This is a genomic window from Paracoccus sp. N5, assembly GCF_000371965.1.
GTDB lineage: Bacteria > Pseudomonadota > Alphaproteobacteria > Rhodobacterales > Rhodobacteraceae > Paracoccus.
In genome coordinates this window covers 305089-329163 of sequence record NZ_AQUO01000002.1, presented here as the reverse complement: position 1 = coordinate 329163, position 24075 = coordinate 305089, and the positions used below count along the sequence as shown (strand labels likewise).

Annotated in this window: 20 protein-coding genes; 5 read left to right on the top strand and 15 right to left on the bottom strand. The window is 67.8% G+C overall.

Going from position 1 to position 24075, the window contains the following annotated elements; translation table 11 throughout:
* Positions 1–35: 35 nt before the first annotated feature.
* Positions 36–467 carry an Rrf2 family transcriptional regulator gene (locus tag PARN5_RS0116025; RefSeq protein WP_026155501.1) on the top strand — a complete coding sequence of 144 codons (432 nt, stop codon included), beginning with the start codon at positions 36–38 and terminating at the stop codon, positions 465–467.
* Here the strand turns inward: PARN5_RS0116025 and PARN5_RS0116020 are convergent.
* From PARN5_RS0116020 to PARN5_RS0115990, 7 genes are read right to left on the bottom strand one after another with little or no spacing between them, the layout of a single operon-like run.
* A complete protein-coding gene (locus tag PARN5_RS0116020) occupies positions 464–982 on the bottom strand; it encodes a DUF2478 domain-containing protein (protein WP_018000784.1) in 519 nt (172 codons plus the stop codon). The genes PARN5_RS0116025 and PARN5_RS0116020 overlap by 4 nt on opposite strands.
* On the bottom strand, positions 979–1794 hold the full coding sequence (locus PARN5_RS0116015) for a peptidylprolyl isomerase (RefSeq protein WP_018000783.1): 816 nt from the start codon (positions 1792–1794) through the stop codon (positions 979–981). The genes PARN5_RS0116020 and PARN5_RS0116015 overlap by 4 nt, the downstream gene beginning before the upstream one ends.
* A gap of 5 nt (positions 1795–1799) precedes the next feature.
* Positions 1800–2600, bottom strand: coding sequence for a respiratory nitrate reductase subunit gamma (gene narI / locus PARN5_RS0116010; RefSeq protein ID WP_018000782.1), 801 nt, complete (start codon positions 2598–2600; stop codon positions 1800–1802).
* A gap of 10 nt (positions 2601–2610) precedes the next feature.
* Positions 2611–3306, bottom strand: a complete 696-nt coding sequence (narJ, locus tag PARN5_RS0116005; protein ID WP_018000781.1) for a nitrate reductase molybdenum cofactor assembly chaperone — start codon at positions 3304–3306, stop codon at positions 2611–2613.
* Complete coding sequence (gene narH, locus PARN5_RS0116000; protein ID WP_018000780.1) at positions 3303–4823, bottom strand: nitrate reductase subunit beta; 1521 nt, start codon at positions 4821–4823, stop codon at positions 3303–3305. Before narH ends, narJ begins: the two co-directional genes overlap by 4 nt.
* Positions 4820–8578, bottom strand: a complete 3759-nt coding sequence (locus PARN5_RS0115995) for a nitrate reductase subunit alpha (protein ID WP_018000779.1) — start codon at positions 8576–8578, stop codon at positions 4820–4822. The genes narH and PARN5_RS0115995 overlap by 4 nt, the downstream gene beginning before the upstream one ends.
* A 23-nt stretch (positions 8579–8601) precedes the next feature.
* Positions 8602–11316 (bottom strand): MFS transporter, encoded by a 2715-nt coding sequence (locus tag PARN5_RS0115990; RefSeq protein WP_018000778.1) that lies wholly within the window; start codon positions 11314–11316, stop codon positions 8602–8604.
* Positions 11317–11567: 251 nt separating this feature from the next.
* Between PARN5_RS0115990 and PARN5_RS0115985 the strand changes: the two genes are divergently transcribed.
* The 4 genes from PARN5_RS0115985 (at position 11568) to PARN5_RS0115970 (ending at position 14834) form a co-directional block, all read left to right on the top strand.
* A complete protein-coding gene (locus tag PARN5_RS0115985; protein ID WP_018000777.1) occupies positions 11568–12284 on the top strand; it encodes a helix-turn-helix domain-containing protein in 717 nt (238 codons plus the stop codon).
* Between the two features lie 74 nt (positions 12285–12358).
* Positions 12359–13039, top strand: coding sequence for a Crp/Fnr family transcriptional regulator (locus tag PARN5_RS0115980; protein WP_018000776.1), 681 nt, complete (start codon positions 12359–12361; stop codon positions 13037–13039).
* Positions 13040–13118: 79 nt separating this feature from the next.
* On the top strand, positions 13119–13553 hold the full coding sequence (locus tag PARN5_RS0115975) for a pseudoazurin (RefSeq protein ID WP_018000775.1): 435 nt from the start codon (positions 13119–13121) through the stop codon (positions 13551–13553).
* Between the two features lie 72 nt (positions 13554–13625).
* Positions 13626–14834, top strand: coding sequence for an NnrS family protein (locus PARN5_RS0115970; protein ID WP_018000774.1), 1209 nt, complete (start codon positions 13626–13628; stop codon positions 14832–14834).
* 6 nt (positions 14835–14840) lie between these two features.
* Here PARN5_RS0115970 and PARN5_RS0115965 read toward each other — a convergent pair whose 3' ends face one another.
* Genes PARN5_RS0115965 through PARN5_RS22415 form a run of 8 tightly spaced genes read right to left on the bottom strand, consistent with a single transcriptional unit; the run spans position 14841 to position 24003 of the window.
* Positions 14841–15341: a DUF2249 domain-containing protein gene (locus tag PARN5_RS0115965; RefSeq protein WP_018000773.1), complete on the bottom strand. Its 501-nt coding sequence runs from the start codon at positions 15339–15341 to the stop codon at positions 14841–14843.
* Positions 15342–15370: 29 nt separating this feature from the next.
* Positions 15371–16300 carry an FAD:protein FMN transferase gene (locus tag PARN5_RS0115960; protein ID WP_018000772.1) on the bottom strand — a complete coding sequence of 310 codons (930 nt, stop codon included), beginning with the start codon at positions 16298–16300 and terminating at the stop codon, positions 15371–15373.
* Positions 16290–16820, bottom strand: coding sequence for a nitrous oxide reductase accessory protein NosL (locus PARN5_RS0115955; protein WP_018000771.1), 531 nt, complete (start codon positions 16818–16820; stop codon positions 16290–16292). The genes PARN5_RS0115960 and PARN5_RS0115955 overlap by 11 nt, the downstream gene beginning before the upstream one ends.
* Complete coding sequence (locus tag PARN5_RS0115950) at positions 16817–17635, bottom strand: ABC transporter permease subunit (protein WP_018000770.1); 819 nt, start codon at positions 17633–17635, stop codon at positions 16817–16819. The genes PARN5_RS0115955 and PARN5_RS0115950 overlap by 4 nt, the downstream gene beginning before the upstream one ends.
* Positions 17635–18468 carry an ABC transporter ATP-binding protein gene (locus tag PARN5_RS0115945; protein ID WP_018000769.1) on the bottom strand — a complete coding sequence of 278 codons (834 nt, stop codon included), beginning with the start codon at positions 18466–18468 and terminating at the stop codon, positions 17635–17637. Before PARN5_RS0115945 ends, PARN5_RS0115950 begins: the two co-directional genes overlap by 1 nt.
* Positions 18469–19794 carry a nitrous oxide reductase family maturation protein NosD gene (locus PARN5_RS0115940; RefSeq protein ID WP_018000768.1) on the bottom strand — a complete coding sequence of 442 codons (1326 nt, stop codon included), beginning with the start codon at positions 19792–19794 and terminating at the stop codon, positions 18469–18471. It abuts the gene before it with no gap.
* On the bottom strand, positions 19794–21722 hold the full coding sequence (gene nosZ, locus PARN5_RS0115935) for a TAT-dependent nitrous-oxide reductase (RefSeq protein ID WP_026155498.1): 1929 nt from the start codon (positions 21720–21722) through the stop codon (positions 19794–19796). Before nosZ ends, PARN5_RS0115940 begins: the two co-directional genes overlap by 1 nt.
* 1 nt (position 21723) lies before the next feature.
* A complete protein-coding gene (locus PARN5_RS22415) occupies positions 21724–24003 on the bottom strand; it encodes a NosR/NirI family protein (protein WP_157404056.1) in 2280 nt (759 codons plus the stop codon).
* Between the last annotated feature and the right edge of the window lie 72 nt (positions 24004–24075).

Sequence of the window (24075 nt, the reverse complement as noted above, 5' to 3'; positions counted from 1 at the left end):
TCATGCAATCAGGATGCATGTTTCAGGAAGGCGCCATGCGACTGACACGCTATACCGATTACGCCATGCGGGTGCTCTTGTATCTGGGCCGCCAGCCCGACCGGCTGTGTTCCATCGCCGAGATCGCAAGGGCTTATGGAATCTCGCAAAATCACCTGATGAAGGTGATCAACGACCTGGTGAACGCCGGTTGGCTGGCCAGCACGCGCGGCCGGGCCGGCGGCATCCGGCTGGCGCAGCCGGCCGAGCAGATCAGCCTGGGTGCGGTCATTCGCCACACCGAGGCGGATTTCGACCTGGTCGGCTGCGGCAGCTGCATCATCGCCCCGGCCTGCGGGCTGACGCTGGCGCTGGACGAGGCGATGGAGGCGTTCCTGGCGGTCCTGGACCGCCAGACGCTGGCCGACGTGCTGGCGCGGCGCGGCGATTTCCTGCCGCTGCTGCACCCGGCCGGCGACGCGGCCTAGGCTGCAGCCATGGCCGGCAGCCGCGCGGCCAGGCACCAGTCCAGCACCGCCCGGGGTTCGGGCGGCAACGCCTCGGCAAGGCCGCCGGCGAAGTCCAGGAAGGGCGGCAGGTTCAGCCCGTTCACGCCGACCAGCACCGGCAAGCCGCGCTCCAGCGCCGTGGCGATGGTGCCGGCCAGGCCGCGGCCCTCGGCCTCCTGCTTGCCGAACTTGTTCACCACCAGGAATTCCGCGCGGTCGAGCGCCGCCTCGGTCCAGGCTACCGAGCGCTCCAGCGCATCGGGGTTCAGCCGGCAGCCGCGCGCCTCGGGGCCGCGATCGACGCTGATGCGCACCATCGGCCCGTCCGGCAGCAGCCGCAGGTCCATGTCGCACAGCGCCCGGTCGGCGCGGTCCACGTTGCTTTGCACGGTGCCGGCCAGGCGCAGGCCCTGCGCCTCGAGCGCCTCGACCACCTCGGACAGCAGCGCATCGATGGCGCCGCGGCCCGACAGCGTGACATAGGCCAGTTTCATGCCGCGCCCCCTTCCGCGTCAGCGCCCAGCGAGACGCCCGTCACCTCGGCCCGCGCCACCAGCGCGGCGGTAAAGGCGCGGCTGGCGGCAACCCAGGCCGCCTTTTCGCGGGCCTCGCGCAGATGCGGCAGCACCGCGTCAAAGGGCAGGACGGCGCCCTCGGCCCTGGCGTCCAGCCGGATCAGGTGGATGCCGTAGCGGGTCTCGACCGGCGCGCCGATCTGCCCTTCGGGGATCGTGGCCAGCGCGGCCTCGAACTCGGGCACCGTGTCGCCCGAGGACAGCTGGCCCAGAAGCCCGCCGCTGTCCTTGGACGAACAGGCGCTGTGCCGCGCCGCCAGTTCCGCGAACCGGCGCGGTGCCCGGCGCAATTCCTCCAGCACCTCGGCCGCCGCCGCGCGGGCCGCGTCGCGCGCGGCCGGGTCGCCGGGCGCGGCGGGGAACAGGATATGCGCGGCCTCGTAAAGCGAAGGGGCGCGGAAACGCTCGGGATGAGCGTCATAGATCGCGCGCAGCGCCGCCTCGTCCGGGGGTTCGGGGGCGATGGCCTGATCCAGCAATTGCCGGATCAGCGCCTCGTCCTCGGTCTCCCACTGGCCGGGGGCCAGTTCGGCGGGATCGGCGGTCAGGCCCCGGGCGCGGGCCTCTTGCAGCAGGATCTCGCGCAGGGCCAGCGCCCGGGCGGCCGCCTTCCACGCGAGGCCCGGCTTGCCCTTGGGCGCGGGGTGGTTCTGCGCCTCGGCCGCGATGCGTTCGGGGCTGATGGTGACGCCGTTGACGGTGACGGGGGGCAGCAGGGGTTTCATCTCCATCGCCGTCACTCCGCCGCCTGGCCCAGCGGATCCTGCGGCGCCTGCCGGTCACGGCCGGCGGCCTTGTGGGCCAGCGCCTCGCGCCCGGCGACGGTCGCCGCGATCGGGTTCAGCCCGGCGCCCGAACGCGCGCCGCGTTTCGAGCGCACGATCTGATAGCCCGGCCGCCACAGGTAGCGCACCGGCGCGGACAGCATGTGCACCAGCCGGGTGAAGGGAAACAGCAGGAAGATCGTCAGCCCCAGCAGGATATGCAGCTTGAAGATCAGCGCGACGCCCTCCAGATGCGCGGCCGGATCGGCGCCGAAATAGGCGATGCCCTGCGCCCATTGCATCAGCTTGACCATCTCGTGCCCGTCGAGATGCTGGGCCGAGACGAAGATGGTGCAGAGGCCCAGCGTCAGTTGCAGCATCAGCAGCACCAGGATGCCGGTATCGGCCAGGGTGGAATTGGCGCGGATGCGCGGGTCCGTCAGCCGGCGGTGCAGCAGGATCAGCCCGCCGACCATGGCGAGGATGCCGGCAAACCCGCCCATCGCCATGGCGAAGACCTGCTTGGCGCCATGGCTGACCCCCAGCGCGTCCCAGACCGCGACCGGCGTCAGCAGGCCGACGAAATGCCCGCCCAGGATCATCAGCACGCCGACATGGAACAGCACCGAGCCCAGCACGAACTGCTTGCGGCGCAGAAGCTGGCTCGACGAGGATTTCCAGGTGAAGGGCTCGGTCTCGTAGCGGACGATGGCGCCCAGGATCATCACCGTGATGGCGATATAGGGGAAAACTCCGAACAGGAAATGGTTCATCTGTCGCTCCTCAGCTTGCGGCCCGCGCCGCGGGGGCGGCGGGGTCCATGCGGGCAAGAAGATCGCGGCTGACCGGGCAGCCGGCATTGGGATCGGGGCCGAAGGTCACCTGCGCCTCGGACCAGACCGCGTCCAGCGCGGCCAGGTCCTCGGGGTCGTCGTCCTTGATGGCCAGCAGGGTCTGGACCTCCTCGGCGGCCGGGTCGGCCTCGGCAATGGCCACCAGCACCTCCAGCACCGCGGCATAGGCGGCGTCGCGCCGCACCAGGCGTTCGCCCAGCGCGACCAGGATGTGGCCGGCACCCTGCAGGATCTCGCGCGCCTCGGCCAGCGGCCGGGTCGAGAGATATTCCAGGAGCACCGGCAGGTGGTCGGGCAGTTCCGTGCCGCCCAGATCGAAGCCGCCGGCGCGATACATCTCCAAGAGATCGACCATGGCGCCGCCGCGGTCGCGGCTTTCGCCATGGATATGCTCGAACAGGTTCAGCGACAGCGTGCGCGAGCGGTCGAACAGCAGCACATAACGCTCCTGAAGGTCGTAGAGATCGCCCCGCGCCAGGTCGCGCAGCAGCGGCGCCAGCGTCTCCATGCGCCGGGGGCCCAGCAGCCCGTCGGCATGCAGCAGCGCGTCGATTTCGGGGATCGCCTGCTGCAATTCGGCCGAGGGATAGCTCAGCAGCAACGAGAGTGCCTTGAAGGTTTTCATGCGATGAACTCCTGCGGGCTGCGGAACTTCTTGCCCGAGAACAGCTTGGCGCCGCTGTGGCCCGACGAGCAGCCGTTGCCGTCGGTGAAGCTGCAGCCGCCCTTCAGGTCATAGGCATCCTCGACCAGTTCGCGATGCGTGGTCGGGATGACGAAGCGGTCCTCGTAATTGGCGATGGCGAGAAGGTTGTACATCTCGTCGATCTGGTGCGGGGTCAGGCCGACGCGCTTGGCGACGCCCAGGTTCACCACGCCGTCCACGGTCTTCGAGCGCATGTAGCTGCGCATCGCCAGCATCCGCTCCAGGGCCGAGGCGACCGGGGCCTCGTCGCCTGCGGTCAGCATGTTCGCGAGGTAACGCAGCGGAATGCGCAGCGACCGCACGTCGGGCATGTCGTCCTGCGCGGCGATCTTGCCGGCTTCGGCGGCGTTCTGGATCGGCGACAGCGGCGGCACATACCAGACCATCGGCAGCGTCCGGTATTCGGGATGCAGCGGGAAGGCGATCTTCCACTCCATCGCCATCTTCCAGATCGGCGAGTTCTGCGCGCCCTTGATCCAGTCCTCGGGGATGCCCTCGGCCCGCGCGGCCTCGATCACCGCCGGGTCGTTCGGGTCCAGGAACACGCCGAGCTGCGCGTCGTAGAGGTCCATTTCCGACTCGGTCGCGGCCGCCTCGGCGATCTTGTCGGCGTCATAGAGCATCACGCCCAGATAGCGGATGCGCCCGACGCAGGTTTCCGAGCAGACCGTGGGCTGGCCGCTTTCCAGGCGCGGATAGCACAGGATGCATTTTTCCGATTTGCCCGAGGACCAGTTGTAATAGATCTTCTTGTAGGGGCAGCCCGAGACGCACATGCGCCAGCCCCGGCATTTCTCCTGGTCGATCAGCACCACGCCGTCGTCCTCGCGCTTGTAGATCGCGCCCGAAGGACACGAGGCGACGCAGGCCGGGTTCAGGCAGTGTTCGCACAGCCGCGGCAGATACATCATGAAGGTATTCTCATACTCTCCGTAGATGTCCTTCTGCACGCCCTCGAAATTGTAGTCCTGGCTGCGTTTCTCGAACTCGCCGCCCAGGATCTCTTCCCAGTTCGGGCCCCATTCGATCTTTTCCATCCGCTCGCCGGTGATCTTGGAACGCGGCCGGGCGGTCGGGAAGGCCTGCATCTCGGGCGCCGATTTCAGGTGGTCGTAGTCGAAATCGAAGGGCTCGTAGAAATCGTCGATCTCGGGCAGGTCGGGGTTGGCGAAGATATTGGCCAGGATGCGCCACTTGCCGCCCTGTTTCGGTTGCAGGTGGCCGGCCCGGGTCCGGGTCCAGCCGCCGTTCCAGCGCTTCTGGTTCTCCCAATCCTTGGGATAGCCGATGCCGGGCTTGGTCTCGACATTGTTGAACCAGGCGTATTCGACCCCCTCGCGCGAGGTCCAGACGTTCTTGCAGGTGACCGAGCAGGTATGGCAGCCGATACACTTGTCCAGGTTCAGCACCATGCCGATTTGCGCACGCACTTTCATTCCGCTGCCTCCACGTTTTGGGTTGCGGTGTCGGCCGGCTGGTCCAGCCAATCGACGTTGTCGAGTTTGCGGACGATGACGAATTCGTCCCGGTTGGCCCCCACGGTGCCGTAATAGTTGAAGCCATAGGCCAGCTGCGCATAGCCGCCGATCATATGCGTGGGCTTCGGCACGATGCGGGTGACCGAGTTGTGGATGCCCCCGCGCTTGCCGGTGACCTTCGAGCCGGGCGTGTTCACGATCTTTTCCTGCGCGTGATACATGAACATGCTGCCTTCCTTGATGCGCTGGCTGACCACCGCGCGGGCGGTGATGGCGCCGTTCGCATTGAAGACCTCGACCCAGTCGTTATCGACCACGCCCGCCTTCTTCGCGTCCAGTTCCGAGATCCACACCACCGGGCCGCCGCGGTTCAGCGTCAGCATCAAGAGGTTGTCGGTATAGGTCGAGTGGATGCCCCATTTCTGGTGCGGGGTCAGGAAGTTCAGCACGACATGCTTTTCCGCCGAGCCCAGCGAACGGGTCGCGGCATGGCCCACGGTCTTCAGGTCCACCGGCGGGCGCCAGGTCACGAAACCCTCGCCAAAGGCGCGCATCCATTCGTGGTCCTGATACAGCTGCTGGCGGCCGGTGACGGTGCGCCACGGGATCAGCTCATGCACATTGGTCCAGCCGGCGTTGTAGCAGACCTCCTCGCTTTCGATGCCCGACCAGGTGGGTGACGAGATGATCTTTCTGGGCTGGGCAGCGATGTCGCGGAAGCGGATCTTCTCGTCCTCCTTGACCTCGGCCAGGTGCTTGTGGCTGATACCGGTGGCCTTGGACAGCGCCTCCCAAGCCTTGACGGCGACCTCGCCATTGGTTTCGGGGGCCAGCATCAGCACCACCTCGGCGGCGTCGATGGCGCTGTCGATGCGGGCCATGCCCTGGGTCGCGCCCTCTTCCGTCACGGTGCCATTCAGCGCCTTCAGGTGATGCACCTCGGTCTTGGTGTCCCAGGCGATGCCCTTGCCGCCGTTGCCGATCTTTTCCATCAGCGGGCCAAGCGCGGTGAAGCGCTTGTAAAGGTTCGGGTAATCGCGCGTGACCTCGATATAGGCCGGCGCGGTCTTGCCGGGGATCAGGTCGCATTGGCCCTGTTTCCAGTCGGCGACGAAGGGCTGGGCCAGCTCGCCCGCGCTGTCGTGCTGCAGTGGCAGCTGCACCACGTCGGTTTCCACGCCCAGCACGCCCGGCGCCAGGTCCGAGAATTTCTTCGCGATCGCCTTGAAGATCTCCCAGTCGGACTTCGACTCATACGCCGGATCGACCGCCGCTTGCAGCGGGTGGATGAACGGATGCATGTCCGAGGTGTTCATGTCGTCCTTTTCGTACCAGCTGGCGGTCGGCAGGACGATGTCGGCATAGACGGCGGTGGTGGACATGCGGAAATCGATGGTCACCAGCAGGTCCAGCTTGCCCTGCGGCGCATCGTCGTGCCAGACCGCCTCGACCGGCTTCACGCCGCCTTCCTCGCCCAGGTCCTTGCCCTGCACGCCGTGGTCGGTGCCGAGCAGGTGCTTGAGGAAATATTCGTGCCCCTTGCCCGAGGAGCCCAGCAGGTTCGAACGCCAGACGAACAGGTTGCGCGGCCAGTTCTGCGGCGCATCGGGATCCTCGCAGGACATTTCCAGCCGGCCGGATTTCAGCTCGCGGGCAACGTAATCCTTGACCTCGATGCCCTCGGCCTTGGCGGCGCGGCCCACCTCCAGCGGGTTCGTGCGCAGTTGCGGGGCCGAGGGCAGCCAGCCCATGCGTTCCGCGCGGATGTTATAGTCGATCAGGCTGAGCCGGTCCCAGTCGCCCTTGGGCGCGGTGGGCGACAGCAGTTCGCGCGCCGTCACCGTCTCATAGCGCCATTGGTCGGTATGGGCATAGAAGGCGCTGGTCGAATTCATGTGCCGCGGCGGCCGCGCCCAGTCCAGCGCAAAGGCCAGCGCCGTCCAGCCGGTCTGCGGGCGCAGCTTTTCCTGGCCGACGTAATGCGCCCAGCCGCCGCCGGACTGGCCGACGCAGCCGCACATCACCAGCATGTTGATGACGGCGCGATAGTTCATGTCCATGTGGAACCAGTGGTTCATCGCCGCGCCGATGATGACCATGGACTTGCCGTTGGTCTTTTCGGCGTTGCCGGCGAATTCCCGCGCCACCTGGATGATCTTGTCGCGGCGCACGCCGGTGATGCGTTCCGCCCAGGCCGGGGTGAAGACCACGTCCTCGTCATAGCTGGTCGCGACGTTCTCGCCGCCCAGGCCGCGGTCGAGGCTGTAGTTGGCGCAGAACAGGTCGAACACCGTGGCGACCAGCGCCTCGCTGCCGTCGGCCAGCACCAGGCGCTTGACCGGCACGTTGCGGGTCAAGACCTCGCCGCGGTCGTCGACGGCAAAGCCGTTGGTCGCGGCGCCGCCGAACCAGGGGAAATCGACCGCGGCCACGTCGTCGCGGTCCTCTTCCAGGATCAGGCTCATCTTCAGCCGGACCTCGGCGTCGCCGGCCTTCTGCTCCAGATTCCAGCGGCCCTGCTCGCCCCAGCGGAAGCCGATCGAGCCGTTCGGGACCACCAGGTCGCCGGTGTTCTCGTCGATGGCGACGGTCTTCCATTCCGGGTTGTTCTGCTGTCCCAAGGACCCGTCCAGGTCCGAGGCGCGCAGCTGCCGGCCCGGCACCAGCCGGCCGTCCTGTTCGTCCAGCCGCACCAGCATCGGCATGTCGGAATAGCGCCGGCAGTAATCCTCGAAATATTCGGCCTGCCGGTCCAGGTGGAATTCGCGCAGGATGACATGGCCGAAGGCCATGCCGATGGCAGCGTCGGTGCCCTGCTTGGCGTTCAGCCAGATGTCGCCGAACTTCGCCGCCTCGGAATAGTCGGGGCAGATCACCGCCGACTTGGTGCCGCGATAGCGCGCCTCGGTATAGAAATGCGCGTCGGGCGTGCGGGTCTGCGGCACGTTCGAGCCCCAGAGGATCAGGTAGCCGGCGTTATACCAGTCGGCCGATTCCGGCACGTCGGTCTGCTCGCCCCAGGTCTGGGGCGAGGCCGGCGGCAGGTCGCAATACCAGTCATAGAAGGACATGCAGGTGCCGCCCAGAAGCGACAGGTAGCGCGTGCCCGCGGCATAGGAGATCATCGACATGGCCGGGATCGGCGAGAAGCCGAAGACCCGGTCGGGGCCGTAGGTCTTGGCGGTATAGAGGTTCGCGGCGGCGGCGATCTCCAGCGCCTCGTCCCAGGTGGCGCGCACGAAACCGCCCTTGCCGCGGATGCGGGTATAGCTTTCGCGCGCGGCCGGGTCGTTCTGGATCGCGGTCCAGGCCTCGATGGGCGACATGGTCCGGCGCTTTTCGCGCCAGAGCCGCATCAGCCTGCCCCGGATCAGCGGCGTCTTCACCCGGTTCGCGGAATACAGATACCAGCTGTAGCTCGCCCCGCGCGCGCAGCCGCGCGGTTCGTGGTTGGGCAGGCCGGGCCGGGTCCGGGGATAGTCGGTCTGCTGGGTTTCCCAGGTCACGATCCCCGACTTGACGTAGATCTTCCACGAGCAGGAGCCCGTGCAGTTCACCCCATGGGTCGAGCGCACGATCTTGTCGTGGCGCCAGCGGGCGCGATAGGTGTCCTCCCAGTCGCGGTTTTCGATGGTGGTCTGACCGTGCCCGTCCGCGAACGTGTCCTTGCGCAGCGGCGCCAGGAAGTTCAGGCGATCCAGAAGATGGCTCATGGCTCTCTCCGTTTCTTTTCAGGTTATTCGGCGGGGGCGGCGATGGCCGCGCGCCCGTGTTCGATGTCGTGCAGCAATCCGCCGCGCCGGGTGTAGACGCCCCAGGTGACGGCGATGCAGAGCACATAGAAGACCAGGAAGCCCCAGAGCGCCGCGCCAGCACCGCCGGTCAGCTGGATGGAGCTGCCGAAGGCCTTCGGGATGAAGAAGCCGCCATAGCCGCCGATGGCCGCGGTAAAGGCGACGATGGCCGCGGATTCACGCTCGGCCTGGCGGCGGCGCTCTTCGGCGGTGGCATTCGGGTAGAGCCGCGCGATCTCCTTGCGCATGATCACGGGGATCATCTGGAAGGTCGAGGAATTGCCCACGCCCGAGAAGAAGAACAGCGCCATGAAGCCCGCGAAGAACAGCGCGAAGCTGCCGCCGTTCAGCCCCTGGATGATGACCACGACCGAGGCGATCATGCCCAGGAACACGCCGAAGGTGACGCGCCCGCCGCCGACCCGGTCCGCGAGCCAGCCGCTGCCCGCCCGGCTGAGCGCGCCGATCAGCGGCCCGAGGAAGGCGTATTGCAGCGCGTTGACACCAGGGAAGGCCAGTTTCGTCAGCATCGGGAAGGCGGCGGAATAGCCGATGAAGCTGCCGAAGGTGCCGACATACAGCAGGCACATGATCCAGTTGTGCCGGCGGCTGAAGATCACCGCCTGTTCGCGGAAGCTCGACTTCGCATCGGCGATGTCGTTCATGCCCAGCCAGGCAGCTATGGTCGAGGCCAGGATGAAGGGCACCCAGACGAAGCCCGCGTTCTGCATCCAGACCTGGCCGCCGTCCGACAGTTGCTGCGGTGCGCCGCCAAGCGCGCCGAAGACGCCCATGGTGATGACGACCGGCACCAGGAACTGCATGATCGACACGCCCAGGTTGCCCAGACCCGCGTTCAGCGCCATGGCATTGCCCTTTTCCGAGCGCGGGAAGAAAAAGCCGATATTGGCCATCGAGGACGAGAAATTGCCGCCTCCCAGGCCGCAGAGCAGCGCCAGCACCACGAAGATCAGATAGGGCGTTTCCGGGTTCTGCACCGCATAGCCAATGCCCATGGCCGGGATCAGCAGCGAGGCGGTGGAAATCGTCGTCCACAGCCGCCCGCCGAAGATCGGCACCATGAAGCTGTAGAAGATGCGCAGCGTCGCCCCCGACAGCGCCGGCAGCGCCGCCAGCCAGAACAGCTGGTCCTGGCTGAAGTTGAAGCCGATGGCGGGCAGCCGCGCGATCACGACCGACCAGACCATCCAGACCGCAAAGGCCAGCGTCAGCGCCGGGATCGACAGCCACAGGTTGCGGCGCGCGATCCGGCGGCCCTTGTCGGCCCAGAACTGCGCGTCCTCGGGGCGCCAGTCCTGGATCGTCTTGGGCATCTCGGTCTTGCCGGGAACGTGGATCTCGGCCAGTTCGGCAAAGGCCGGCAGCTGGTCCAGCGCCTTGCCCTGGGCTTGCCGCTCCATGGCGCGGATCGAGAAATGCATCCAGGCCATCGACACGACGACCACCACCAGCAGCAGGACGAAGCACGAGGTATAGACGCCGGTCAGGTCCAGCAGCGCGCCGAAGACGATGGGCAGGATGAAGCCGCCGAGGCCGCCGATCATGCCCACCAGACCGCCGACGGCGCCGACGTGGTTCGGATAATAGACCGGGATGTGCTTGAAGACCGCGGCCTTGCCCAGGCTCATGAAGAACCCCAGCGCGAACAGCGTGGCGACGAAGGGCCACAGGTCCATCCGGGTCGAGAAGGCGATCATGCCGTTCTTGCCATGGATGACGTAATCGGTCGGCGGATAGGACAGCATGAACAGGAAGACGGCGGCAAAGCCGAAGGTCCAGTACATCACCGTCCGCGCGCCGAAGCGGTCCGACAGCGCGCCGCCATAGGCGCGGAAGACGCTGGCCGACAGGCTGAAGGCCGCCGCCGCCATGCCGGCCGTGCGCACCTCGACGCCATAGACGTCGGTCAGGTAATGCGGCAGCCACAGTGCCAGCGCGACGAAGCCGCCGAAGACGAAGAAATAATACAGCGAGAAGCGCCAGACCTGCAGGTTCTTCAGCGGCGCGAATTGCTCGGCCAGGGTCGGCGCCTTGACGCCGCGGGCCTTGCGCTCGGCGAAATCCGGGTCGTCCTTGGCCAGCAGCCAGAAGGCCACGCCCATCAGCGCGATGGCGGCGGCCCAGATCTCGGCCACGCCCTGCCAGCCCATGGCGACCATCACGAAGGGCGCCAGGAACTTGGTCACGGCCGCGCCGACATTGCCCATGCCGAAGGTGCCGAGCGCCAGGCCCTGCCGCTCGGCCGGGAACCATTTCGACACATAAGCGACGCCGATGATGAAGGACCCGCCCGCCAGGCCCACGCCAAGCGCGGCCAACAGGAAGGTGGCATAGCTGTCCGCCCAGGTCAGCAGATAGGTCGCGACGCCGGTCAGGATCATTTGCAGCGCGAACACCAGGCGGCCGCCGAAACGCTCGGTCCAGACGCCCAGGATCAGCCGGGTCAGCGAGCCGGTCAGCACCGGCGTGGCGATCAGCAGCCCGTATTGGAATTCGGAAAGGTCCAGCTCGGCCTTGATGGTGATCCCGATGATCGAGAAGATCGTCCACACGGCGAAGCACAGGGTAAAGGCCAATGTGCTGAGCCAAAGCGCGCGCTGCTGGTCGGCGCGAGACGGGGAATGGTGTTCCGGCATGACTTGCTCCTGTCATCCGCTTCGCCTGTCACGCGAAGGGTCGAAGGATGCGAAGCACGCAGGGGAAAAACCATGTTTGATGTAGATCAATCAATAATCCACCACCCCCGGAATCGCACGCGGATTGCGTTTGGATCGTCGCCTGCACGGCGAAAGTCGATTAATGATTTGCATGAAGACGCGCTTGTGCTTGTCTTTTCCAAGGGAATGAGTTATCAAAAATCAAGCATCAAAATGACAAAGATCGATTCATGCGCGAAGAGGACAAGGCCGGCATCCGCGAACTGCCGCTGTTCCGCGAGGTTTCCACCGAAACCTTCCAGGGGCTGATGGCGGCCAGCTATTCCCAGGTCTTTCCGCCGAAGCTGGACCTGTTCGGCCAGGGCGACCGCGCCGATTTCCTGCATATCCTGATCGAGGGCGGCGTGGCGCTGCATGCGCAATGGAACGGGCGCGACGCGGTGATGACGCTGCTGCGGCCGGTGTCCAGCTTCATCCTGGCCGCCTGCATCCGCGACATGCCTTATCTCATGTCGGCGCGCACGCTCGAGCGTTCGACCATCGTGATGATTCCGGCGGTGGACCTGCGCGCGGCGATCCGCCGCGACAGCGACCTTGCCGCGGCGGTGATGTTCGAGCTTGCGGGCAGCTATCGCAGCATGGTCCGGCAGGCCAAGAACCTCAAGCTGCGCACGGCGCGCGAAAGGCTGGCGGCCTGGCTGCTGGCGCAGGCGCATCGGCAGGGCCGGGTCAACAGCTTCCTGCTGCCGGTGGAAAAGCGCGACCTGGCCTCGTATCTGGGCATGACGCCCGAGAGCCTGTCGCGCGCGCTCGGCGGGCTCAAGTCCGATGGCATCGCGCTGGACGGCGCCCGCGTCATCATCACCGACTGGAATCGGCTGGCCGCCGTCGCCGCCTACGACCCGTTGATCGACAAGCTGATCGACAAATGGGGCGAGGACACCTGATCCGACCCATTCGGGCTGTGATGCGGCGCCGGTTGTGCTAGCCCTTGGGCAACCCCTGCCCTGCCGAGACCCGCATGCCGCCCGATCTTGCCGAACTGCCGTTCTTTTCCGCCCTGACCCCGGACCAGCTGGCCGTCGTGGCCCAGGGCATGACCCGCGTGACGCTGGACCAGGGCGAGAACCTGTTCCTGCAGGGCGATCCGGCGGCGCGCTTCTTCCTGCTGATCGAGGGCCGGCTGAAGGTCACGCAGCTGACCGAGGACGGCCAGCAGTTCATCGTCCGCATCGTCCACCCGGGCGAGCTTTGCGGCTTCGGGCCCGCCATCGGCCGCACGATCTTTCCGGGCAGCGCCGAGGCCATCCTGCCCTGCCGCCTGCTGGCCTGGCCCCGCGCGCGCTGGGAGCCGCTGATCGCCGCGGCGCCGGCGCTGGCCGTCTCGGCCATCCAGGCGGTCGGGCGCAAGCTCGACGAGGCTCATACCCGCCTGCGCGAGATGACGACCGAGGATGCCGGCCGGCGCATCGCGCATCTGCTCTTGCGCTTGGCCCGCCATGCCGGCCCCGGCCCGGACCCGGTCGAAATCCCCTTTCCCATCACCCGCCAGGACATCGCCGACATGAGCGGCAACACGCTGCACACCGCCTCGCGCATCATGGCGGCATGGGAGGCCGAGGGCATCCTGCTGCGCGCCCGGCGCAAGGTCATCATCGCCGACACCGCCGGGCTGGCCGCCATCGCCGAAACCCGCGACTGACCGGCGCAATTTGACCCAGCGCAAAGTCGGGGCCTGCCGGGCTTGCTAGGCAGCGACCGTGTTTGCAAGGAGACAGGACATGAAACGCATTCTGAGCATCGCCCTCGCGCTTGGCGTGTTGGCCGGTCCGGCGCTGGCCGCCGACCATCAGGTGCAGATGATGAACAAGGGCGCCGACGGCGCCATGGTGTTCGAACCGGCTTTCGTGAAGGCCGAGGTCGGCGACACCGTGACCTTCGTTCCCAAGGACAAGGGCCACGACGTGGTCTCGCTGCCCGGCATGCTGCCCGAGGGCGTGGCCGAATTCGAATCGAAGCTGAACGAGGAATTCGTGCTGACGCTGGACAAGCCCGGCCTCTATGGCGTGAAATGCAAGCCGCACCTGCCCATGGGCATGGTGGCGCTGATCCAGGCCGGCGCCGACGCCTCGAACTATGACGCGGTCGCCACGGGCAAGCTGCCCAAGAAGGCGCGCGCGCGCATGGACGCCGGGCTGGCGCAGGTCACGCGCTGAGACGATGCCGCGATGCCCGTCGCCGGCCCCTGCGGGCGACGGGCGATGCGTCGAACACGAAAGGGCACGCGGATGACGAAGACCAAGGTTGCACCGGCCCGGGGCGGCATTCCACGCGGATTGTCGCGCACCGGGCCGGTGCTGTTTTCCTATGGCTTCCGGCCGTTCTTCCTGGGCGGCGCGGTCTGGGCCGTGCTGGCCATGGTGCTGTGGATCGCGGCCGTCAGCGGCCATGCCCAGCCGGGCGGCGATTACGGTGCGGCGAACTGGCACATGCACGAGATGCTGTTCGGCTTCGCCTCGGCGGTGCTGTCGGGCTTCCTGATGACGGCGGTGCCGAACTGGACCGGGCGCATGCCGCTGTCGGGCCGGCCGCTGATGGCGCTGGCGGCGCTGTGGCTGGCCGGCCGGCTGGCGCTGACCTTCCCGCCCGCGGGCGCGGTCTGGCTGGGAGTGCTGGCCGATGCGCTGTTCCTGCCGGTCATGGCCGCGGTCTTCGCGATCGAGATCATCGCCGGGCGCAAATGGCGCGACCTCAAAGTCGTGGGCGCCGTCACGGTGCTGGCGCTGGCGAACCTGGGCTTTCACCTCGCCGCGCTTGGCGGCGGCGATACCGGGATGGCGGCGCGGCTGGCGATCTCGGCCTATATCATGCTGATCGTCATCATCGGCGGCCGCATCACCCCCAGCTTCACCCGCAACTGGCTGGCGCGGCGCGGCCCCGGCCCGCTGCCGATCCCCTATAACCGTTTCGACACGCTGGTCGCCTGCGCCTCGGGCGCGACGCTGGCCGCCTGGGTGCTGGCGCCGGAAAGCCCGGCCGTGGCCGTGCTGGGCCCGGTCGCGGCGGCGCTGAACCTGGCGCGGATGCTGCGCTGGCGCGGCTGGCGCACCTGGGCCGAGCCCTTGGTGCTGGCGCTGCACGGCGGCTATGCCATGCTGGCCCTGGGCTTCGCCGCCATCGGCCTGTCGGGGCTGGGCCTGCTCAGCACTGCGGGCGCGCTGCATGTCTTTGCCGTCGGCGCCATCGGCGGCGAGATGCTGGCCGTCATGGGCCGCGCCACGCGGGGCCATACCGGGCGCGAACTGACCGCCTCGACGCTGACCGGCATCAGCTATGTGGCGATCTGGGCCGCAGCGGTGCTGCGGCCGCTGGCGGAATTCGGCGATTACGACATGCTGGTCCACCTGGCGGGCGGGGCCTGGATGCTGGGCTTCGGCCTTTACGTGCTGGAATATGCCCCGATGCTGATCCGGGCGCGCAAGGATCTGCGCGCCTGATCCGTCTCAGCCCTTTCGGCGCAGCAGAAGCCGGAACCCGCTGCCATCGGCGGCGGGGTTTCCGGCCCATTGGTGTCCGGCCGCGCCCAGCTCGGCCAGCAGCGCCGCCGGCTCCTGGGCCAGCAGCGCGAACAGCACGTCGCCCGGCGGGATGCGCTGGAAGGTCGCGAGCAGGCGTTGCGCCGCCTCGTCCGGGCCGCGGTCGGTCAGGTCCAGATGGGCCATCGGCTCGGGCCAGCCGAAGGCGTCGAGCGCGCTGCCCGCGCCCAGCCGATGCGCGGTCGGGGCGAAATCGATCTGCCAGCCCTTGTCGGCCAGCCGGGTCTCGCTGTGGTCATAGCCGCGCCGGGCCATGACCCGAAACAGCGGCACCGGGCGAAACGGCGCGATCAGACGCAGCACCTGGCCTTGCGACAGGCCATCGACCGCCGCCAGGATCACGCCCAGCGGCTCGTCGCCCTGGGCCAGGATCGGGCGGACATCCAGCGTGACGATCTCGGGCTCCATGGGCTCTCCTCCCCTGTGGCTGTGTCGTATCAGGTAAAGCGCAGCTCCCGCCCGGCGGCGTCGAGTGCCCGCACCTCGACCCCCGGCAGGCGGTCGAGCGCCGCGCGGATCGACGCTTCGGGGGCAAGGCTGAGCCCGGTGGACAGCCCGTCCGCCAGTCCGGCGCTGTCGGCGATGACCGAGACCCGCGCCCAATCGGCGCGCGCCGTGCCGGTGGCGGGATCGATCAGCTGCGGCAGCCGGCCCTCGGCGTCGAAGGTGAAGCCGCGCGCTTCGGTGGTGGCCAGCGCGCGGTCGGTGAGCAGCGCCTGCCCGCCGCCGGCCAGCGTGACCGCCCAGGGCTCATGCGCGCTGCGCCCGCCGATGGCGCGGAATTCGCCCATGTCGACCAGCGTGTGCTCGGCCCCGCCGGCGCGCAGCAGATCGGTGATGCGGTCGGTGATGACCCCTTGGGCGATGCCGTTCAGCGTCAGCGCCTGGCCCGGCGCCATCAGGATGCGTTCGCGGCTGATGCGGATGCGCTGGAAACCCAGGCTGGGCCGCGCCGCCGCAATGGCCTGCGCATCCCCTGCGGCATAGGCGCGCCACAGCGGCTGCACGGTCGGGTCGAAGCGGCCGCCGGTCGCGGCATGGACATCCGAGGCCAGCCGCAGCGCCGCCAGCATCTCGGGGGTGGGGGCCAGCAGGTATCCGTCGCGGTTCAGCCGCGACAGCTCGGATTCGGCGCGGTAGAGGGTGAAGATCGCCTCGAGCCGGCGCAGCTCGGCCGCGGTCTCGCGCAGCAGGGCCTGGGCGCGGACCGGGTCGGGATGGTTCAGGATCAGCGTGGTCGGCGCACCCATGGCCTGGCCGCGCCAGACCGTCGCCTGGGGCGCCGCCAAAAGCCCGCGCGGCGAAAGCAGCGCCGCCCCGGCGACGGCGGCCGAGATGGTCAGGAAGCGGCGGCGGTCAATGCGCATGGTCGGCGTCCTCCTGGTCGGCATCGGCCCCGCCGCCCAGCACCTCGTCCGGGGTCAGCTCGTCGAAGCTCTGCACCGTGCCGCCCTTTTGGCGGGCGAAATCCTCGGCACCGGCGCGGGTGCCGAAGGGCACGATCTCGGCCCCGCCCATCGCCGCCTCGACCTTGGCGCCGACGACATAGAAGGCCTTCCGGGCGTCGATCCAGTTGTCGGCGCCGGGATCGGCCCAGCTTTCCGCCTTGGCCATGTCCGAGACATAGAGCCCGCCGTAATCCTTGACCTCATCCGGCATCATGGTGAAGGCCACCGTGTCGCGGGCCGAGGAGAACCAATAGGCGCCCATGTCCTTCGACAGCACCACCTGGCCCTTGGGCCCTTCGTGCTCGATCAGGTTCATGCCGCAATAGCGGCCCACGGCCTCGGCGGTCATGGTCTCGGGCGGCAGGGTGGCGGTGGCGTCCTGCTTGCAGCCCATCAGCGGCAGCACCAGCAGGGCGGCGATCAGCAAGGGTTTCATCATAGGTTCCTCCGCGCGAATACGGTCATGGCCAGCGCCAGCGGCGTCAGGCACCAGGCCAGCAGCGCCACGGCCAGCAGCCCGGGCGTCAGGTGGGAATTGTCATAGACCCCGCCCATGCCCGACAGCAGGGCGGAACTGCCCTCGCCCAAGGTCAGCAGGCGATAGGCATCGGTCGGATTGGCCAGCAGCGCCAGGTCCATCAGCCCGCCCGGCACGGCATGGCCGCCGCGCGCCACCAGCGCCGCCAGCAGCGCCATGTCGTAAAGCGCGACGAAGAACAGCCACAGCCCGATGGCGATGCCGGCGGCGGTCGAGCTTTCCTGCACCATGCTCGAGGCCAGCACCCCCAGCCCCAGGAAGACCGCGCCCAGCAGCACCGAGACGGCGGTCATGAAGGCGAAGGCCTGCCAGCCCTCGGCGCCATGGCGCCAGATCACGAAGACGGCGGCGCAGCCGAAGCCGATCACGGTGGCCAGGGCCAGGATGGCCAGCTGGCCCAGGAACTTGCCGGCGACGACCTGCCAGCGCGCCAGCGGATGGCTGAGCAACAGCAGCAGCGTGCCGCGCTCGGCCTCGCGGGTGATGCTGTCATGCGAGAGCAGCAGCGCAATGAGCGGCACCAGGAAGATGGTCAGGCTCGCCAGCCCCACCACCACCACGTCCAGCGCCCCGGTCGCGGTCGAGCCGGTCGGGGCCGAGCCGAGCGCCGCGATGGCCCCGGCCAGCGCCGCCATGACGGCGGTCATCGAGACCACCCAGCGGTTGCGCACGCCTTCGGCCAGTTCGCGGCGGGCAATGGTCAGGATCGCGGACATCAGGCGGCCTCGCATTGCAGGAAATGGGCATAGATGTCGTCAAGGCTGGGATCCTCGAGCGTGATCCGGGTCGCGCCCTGGTCCAGGAGCGACCGCAGCACGGGGGGCTTTTCGGCCTGGGTCAGCTCGATCCGCCGCGGCGCGCCGTCGATGACGCAATGCAGGCGCGAGGGCAGCCCGGCCAGCGCGCGCAACTCCTCCAGCGTGCCGTCGGCGATCTTGCGGCCCCGGTTGATGACGATGACCCGCTCGGCGTGGCCTTCCAGCTCGGTCAGCGCGTGCGAGGACAAAAGCACCGTCGCCCCCGCCCGTGCCCGCTCGGCGACGATGCCGTAAAGCTCGCGCCGCAGGGCCGGGTCGAGGCCCGAGGTCGGCTCGTCCAGGAGCAGCAGGCGCGGGTCGCCCAGCAGCGCCTGCGCCAGGCCCAGGCGTTGCCGCATGCCCTTGGAATAGGTGCGCACCGGCCGGTCGGCGGCCTCGGACAGGCCGACGCGGGCGAAAAGCGCGTCATGTCCGCGCGCCGGCAGGCCCTTGAGCCGGGCATAGAAGCCCAGCGTCTCGCGCCCGGAAAAGGCCAGGTGGAACTGCACGCTTTCGGGCAGATAGCCGAGCGCGCGCCGCGCCGCCTTGTCGCCGGGATCGGCGCCCAGCACGGTCAGCTCGCCGGCATCGGGGCGGGTCAAGCCCAGCATCATCTTGATCTGCGTGGTCTTGCCGGCGCCGTTATGGCCGACCAGCGCCACCACCTGCCCCGGTTCCAGCGCATAGCTGAGGTCGCTGACCACGGCGCGGCCGCTGTAGAGCTTGCTGACGCGGTCGAGGATCACGGTCATCTACAGCGGCCTTTCGGAATTCGGGCGCATCAGCGCATGGCTGTCGGTGACGCCGCCCGGCAGCAGCGCCGGAAAGCGGCTTTGCGCGAAACGCAGGATCTGCACGGCGGGGCTGGTCAAGAGCAGCCGGGCCTGCGGCGCGGTCCACATCACCTTGTCCACCATGTCGTTCGGGCGATAGGGGCTGTCGGCCAATCCGTCGCCGTCCAGGTCGAAGGCGGCATTGTCGGACCAGTAGTTGCCGATGCCGTCCAGCGACCATTCCAGATAGCGGGTGCCGACATATTTCACTTGGATGCGGTTGCCGATGAAATCGTTGCGGCTCATGCGGTTGCCCTCGGCGCCGGCGGTGAAATGCACGCCGATGGCGCAGCCCTCGAAGCGGTTGCCGATGAAGCTGTTCTTGTTGGTGTCATAGATGAAGACGCATTTTTCCGGCGCGATGCGGCTGCCCGCCGCGGCCGGATCGGCGGCGGGGACGCCGGCCTCGGCGCTTTGGCCGCTGTCGCGCCAGCGTTGCTCGGCGGCGGGATGGCCGGTGACGACATTGCCCTCGATCACCGAATGATTGGCCGAATTCAAGAGCAGGCCATAGTCGCGGTCGTTATCCGAGCTATTGCCGACGATCTTCAACCGGTTTGAGAACATGATCGCGTAACCCATTGTATTGTCGCGCGAGCGGTTCCCCTCGATCGTGCTGTCGGCGGTGTTCATGTAATGGATGGCGAAGCGGGTGCCCTGGATGTCGTTGCCCCGGAACACGTTCTTCTTGGAGACCGAGACGAAGATGCCGTCGCGGCCAAGGGTGATCTTGTTGCCCTCGACCACGGCGCCGGGGGCGTTCCAGACGCTGACGCCGTTGCCAAGCTCGGATTGCCGGCCGCGCCGGCCCTCGATGCGGTTGTCGGCCACCAGGCTGTCGCGCGCGCCCTGGATGCGGATGCCGTGCAGGTTGTCGGTCAGCACATTGCCGTCCACGCGCGCACCGGTGGCGCGCTTGGTCAGGAAGATGCCGGAATCCATCCGGTCGAGGTCGCTGCCCGAGCCGGTGACGGCAAGTCCGGTGATGCGCACCTCCGGGGCATCGACCGCGATCACATGGCCCTGGCCCCGGCCGTCCACCACGGCGCCGGCTTCGCCGCGCAGGGTCAGCGGCGTCTCGACCAGCAGGGGGCCGCGCCAGCGCCCGGCCCCCAGCACGATCTCGTCCCCTGCCCGCGCCTGGGCCAGCGCCGATGCCAGCGCGGCATCGTCGGCCGGCTGCCAGACCCGCGCCGCAAGCGGCGAGGCCAGGCAGATCAGCAGCAGGGCAAGGGACAGGCGCATCAGGCTTTTTCCACCAGCATGCGGCCCTTCATCTCCATGTGCATGGCATGGCAGAACCACGAGCAGTAATACCAGTAGACGCCCGGCCGGTCGGCCTTGAAGGTGACGGATGCGGTCGCCTGCGGCGCCACCTCCATGTTGATGCCGTAGTTGATGATCGAAAAGCCGTGGGTCAGGTCCTCGACATCGTCGATGTTGGTGACATAGACCGTGACCTCGTCGCCCTGCTTGACGGTGAAGCTGTCGAGCCCGAAGGCCGGCGCCGAGGAGGTCATGTAGACCCGGACCTTGTCGCCGTCGCGGATCACCTCGCTGTCGGCCGTCAGGTCGATGCCGTCGGCCTCGGCCTGTTTCACGGCATCGGCAAAGAACGGATCGTTGCGGTCCCAGACCGAGACCGGGTTGATCTTCGAGGCATGCACGATGGTCGCGTCATGCGGTTCGGCAAAGGTCGGGTTGTCGTGCACGATCTTCATCTCGTCGCCCGAGATGTCGATCAGCTGGTCGCATTCCGGCTTCAGCGGACCGACGTTCAGGAAGCGGTCCTTCGAGAACTTGTTGAGCGAGATCAGCCATTTGCCATCCGCTTCCTTGGTCTGGCCCATCGAGCTGTGGTTGTGGCCGGGCTGGTAGTGCACGTCCAGCTTCTGCCGGATCGGATCGACCTTCTCGCCCTGATAAGCCTTGATGGCGTCCTCGATGTTCCACTTGCAAATCTGGCTGTCGATGAACAGCGTGGTATAGGCGTTGCCCTTGCCGTCATAGGCGGTGTGCAGCGGGCCGAGGCCCAGCTCCGGCTCGGCCACCACGCAGTCGCGGCCCTCGATCTTGTCGGCGAAGAGGTCGTCGAACTTGCGCACGTCGAAGACGGTGACCGTAGGCGACAGCTTGCCGGCGGCGACGATATGGATGCCGTCCGGCGCGGTGTTGATGCCATGCGGGCCGTTCGGCACCGGGATATAGCGCACCAGCTTGTTCTTTTCGCCGGTGCCGTCCAGCACGCGCACGCCGTTCATGACCTCGCCTTCCTCGGCCTTCACGGCGGCCTCGATGGCCTGGATGTTGAAGACGGTCAGCCAGTCCTGGTCCTTCTCCATCGTCTCTTCCAGCGTCACGCCGCCTTCCGAGTTGTAGCAGGTCGCAAAGGCGTATTTGCCCTGGTAGTCGGCATCGACGTTGTCGAGGTTGCCGTCCACCTTGATCTGCCAGGCCACCTGCATCGTGTCGCCGTCGATGGCCGAGAAGATCGAGAAATACTGCTTGGGATCATCCAGCACGGTGCCGTCGTTGGGCAGCGGCACGCCGTCCTCGCCATTGGCGAATACATAGCCGGTGCGGGGATATTTCTGCACCCGCAGCCCGTGCACGGTGTGCTGGTTGGGCAGTTCGATGATCTTGTCGCATTTCATCACGTCCAGACGGACGCGGCAGACGCGGGTATTGGCCTTGTCATTGGCAAAAAGATAGCGGCCGTCATAGGTGCCGTCCGTTTGCGACGGATGCGGATGGTGCAGATCGCCGTTCAGGTAGACGCCGCCCTTGTCCTTCAGGAACTCGACCGTCTCGGGGGTCAGCCCCTCGGTCAGCACCTTGCGCGATTCGTTGGTCTGGCCCCAGCCGGTGGCGCCGTCGCGGTTGAAGACCGGAATGCGCATCAATTCGCGCATCGAGGGCAGGCCGACGATGCGGATCTCGCCGGACTGGCCGCCCGAGACAAAGACATAGTATTCGTCCAGCTCGCCCGGATGCACGACATATTCCTGGTTGCCGGGTGAGCCCTGCGCCAAGGCCGGGCCGGCGGCGGCAGCCGCGGCAAGGCCGGCGCCCGCACCGATCACGGCGCGCGGCGCCAGGCCGCCGGCGGCGGCGGCCACCGTGCTGCCAAGCAACTGGCGGCGGTTCAGCCGCATATCACTGTCTTCGGTCATCTCAAGCTCCTTTGAGATCGGGGGGTTGCGTTGCGGCCTGCTGCGCGCGGAAGGCCGGGGGTTGTTCGCGGGCCGTCCCGGGCGCCGCGGCGGGCGCCGGCTTCGGCGCGGCGCTGCGGGCGATCTTTTCGCGGCGGGCCTTGACGGTGATCATGTGCGGGCAGCGGGTGTCGTCGTGATAGAGCACCTGGCAATTCATGCAGTAGATGCATTCGTTGACGTTGATCTGGCCCTCGGGGTGGATGGCCTGGACCGGGCAATCGTTGGCACAGCGCTGGCAGGGGCTGCCGCATTCCGGCCAGCGTTTCAGCCATTCGAACATGCGCATCCGCCCCGGGATCGCCAGCGCCGCGCCGAGCGGGCACATATAGCGGCAATAGAAGCGCTCGATGAACAGCCCCGGCAGCAGGCAGGCCAGCGCGAACAGCACGAAGCCCCATTCGCGCATGAATTTCAGGATGATCGCGGTCTTGAACGGCTCGACCTCGGCATAGATCTCGGCATCCGAGAGCGAGTAAAGCGACAGGCCGAAAAGCCCCAGGAAGATCATGTATTTGATCGGCCACAGCCGCTCGTGCAGCCCCCAGGGCAGGGTGATCTGCGGAAAGCGCAGCCAGCGCGCGACGGTGTTCGAAAGCTCTTGCAGCGCGCCGAAGGGGCAAAGCCAGCCGCAGAACGGCCCGCGGCCCCAGAACAGCAGCCCAGCCGCGACCGAACACCACAGGATGAAGACCAGAGGCGCCGACAGGAAATATTCCCAGGAAAAGCCCGAGAGCAGCGCGTTGAAGAAGGTCAGCACGTTCACGACCGACAGCTGGGTATGGACCATCCAGCCCAGCCAGACCAGGGTGAAGGTCAGATAGGCGCGCCGCACCCACAGGAAGGTGCGCGGGTATTTCGTCAGCACGTCCTGGAAGAAGAAGATCGCCGTCAGCACCGCCAGCGCCACGCCAAGGATGGCGATCTGGACATGGTTCATCTGCCACATGCTTTTCCACAGCGCCGGGCCGTCGTCCTCGGGCGCGGGCTGGCCGACCTGGGCGCGGGCCTGCGGCTCGGGCTGGGCGGCGGGCGTCGGCTCGGGCTCCGGGGCCGGCAGCAGATAGCGCTCCGGGATCTGATAGGCCAGGTCGAAGGGCAGCGTGGCCTTGTCGCGGCCCTGGGTCTGGCGCTGGACCAGCAATTGCAGGTCGAAGGGCTGGGTCACGTCGAAGGTGAAATCCTGCGGCACCACGAAAAGCGCGATCTCCTTCAGCCGCGGCGCGCCCGCTGCGGCCAGCACCGGGATGCGGGTGTGGTCGTGGTCCTTGAAGCGCAGGCCCTGGCCGTCCTGCATCAGCTCGATGCGGTCGAAGATGCCGCCGCGCACATAGCCCGAGCCCTTGAAGGAATAGGCGCCGTCGCCCGCCACCAGCAGCGCCGACTGGCCGGGCTTCAGCCTGGCGGCCAGCCGGTCATAGGCGACGTCGCCCAGCAGGCTGCGGCCGATGGCGGGGACCGAGACCGGGGCCAGGTAAAGGTCGATGAAACCCGCCTCGGGGTCGGCGGACTCGGGGTGGCCGGCGGCGGCGGCCTGGCCGGCATCGGCGAAGGCCTTGCTGACCTCGCCCACGCTCAGCACCAGCCCGCGCACCGAGCCGTCGCCCAGAAGCGTCTGCCAGTCCGCGGTCTGGGTCACGGCCGGGTCCAGCTCGCGCCGCACCGCCTGGGGCGCGGGCCCGGCGGCGCTGCCGTCGAGCCGGCCCGAGCGGATCAGCTTGACCGCCGAGCGCACGATGCTGTCACCCATCACCAGCACCGTCACCGTGGCGCCCGAGACGATCTCGGCCTGCGGCGGCTTCACCTCGCCGCGCGCGACGCGGCCCAGGTCGGTGCCGATCAGCCCGTTCAGCGCCGCCAGGACCTTGGCCTCGGGGATGCCGATCAGCACGATCGGCTCGTGATGCTCGACCAGGTTGATGCCGCGGATCACGCCCTTGGCGTCAATGCCGACGACGATCCGGATCGGCTTGCCGGAATAGCCGGTCGAGGCGGTGAAATCGCTGTTGAGATAGGCGTATCCCAGCGTCTCGCCGCCCTTCAGCACCGGCACGATGGCCGGATCGCCCTGCGGCGCACCATAGGCATCGGCCTCGGCGAAAAGCTGCGTGGGCGGGGTCTTGTCCAGCGCCTCGGCCAGGGTCAGCGCCTGGGCGGCGCCGCAGACAAGCGGCAAGAGCAGGCACAGCGCAGCCAGCCACAGGCCCCGGCGGGCAGATTGCAGAAGATGCGAAATGGCCATCTGACGCTCCGGCTGGACAGCATGCGCACCGACCATGGCGCGGTTGGGTGTCGGTAACATTGCGCCAGAACA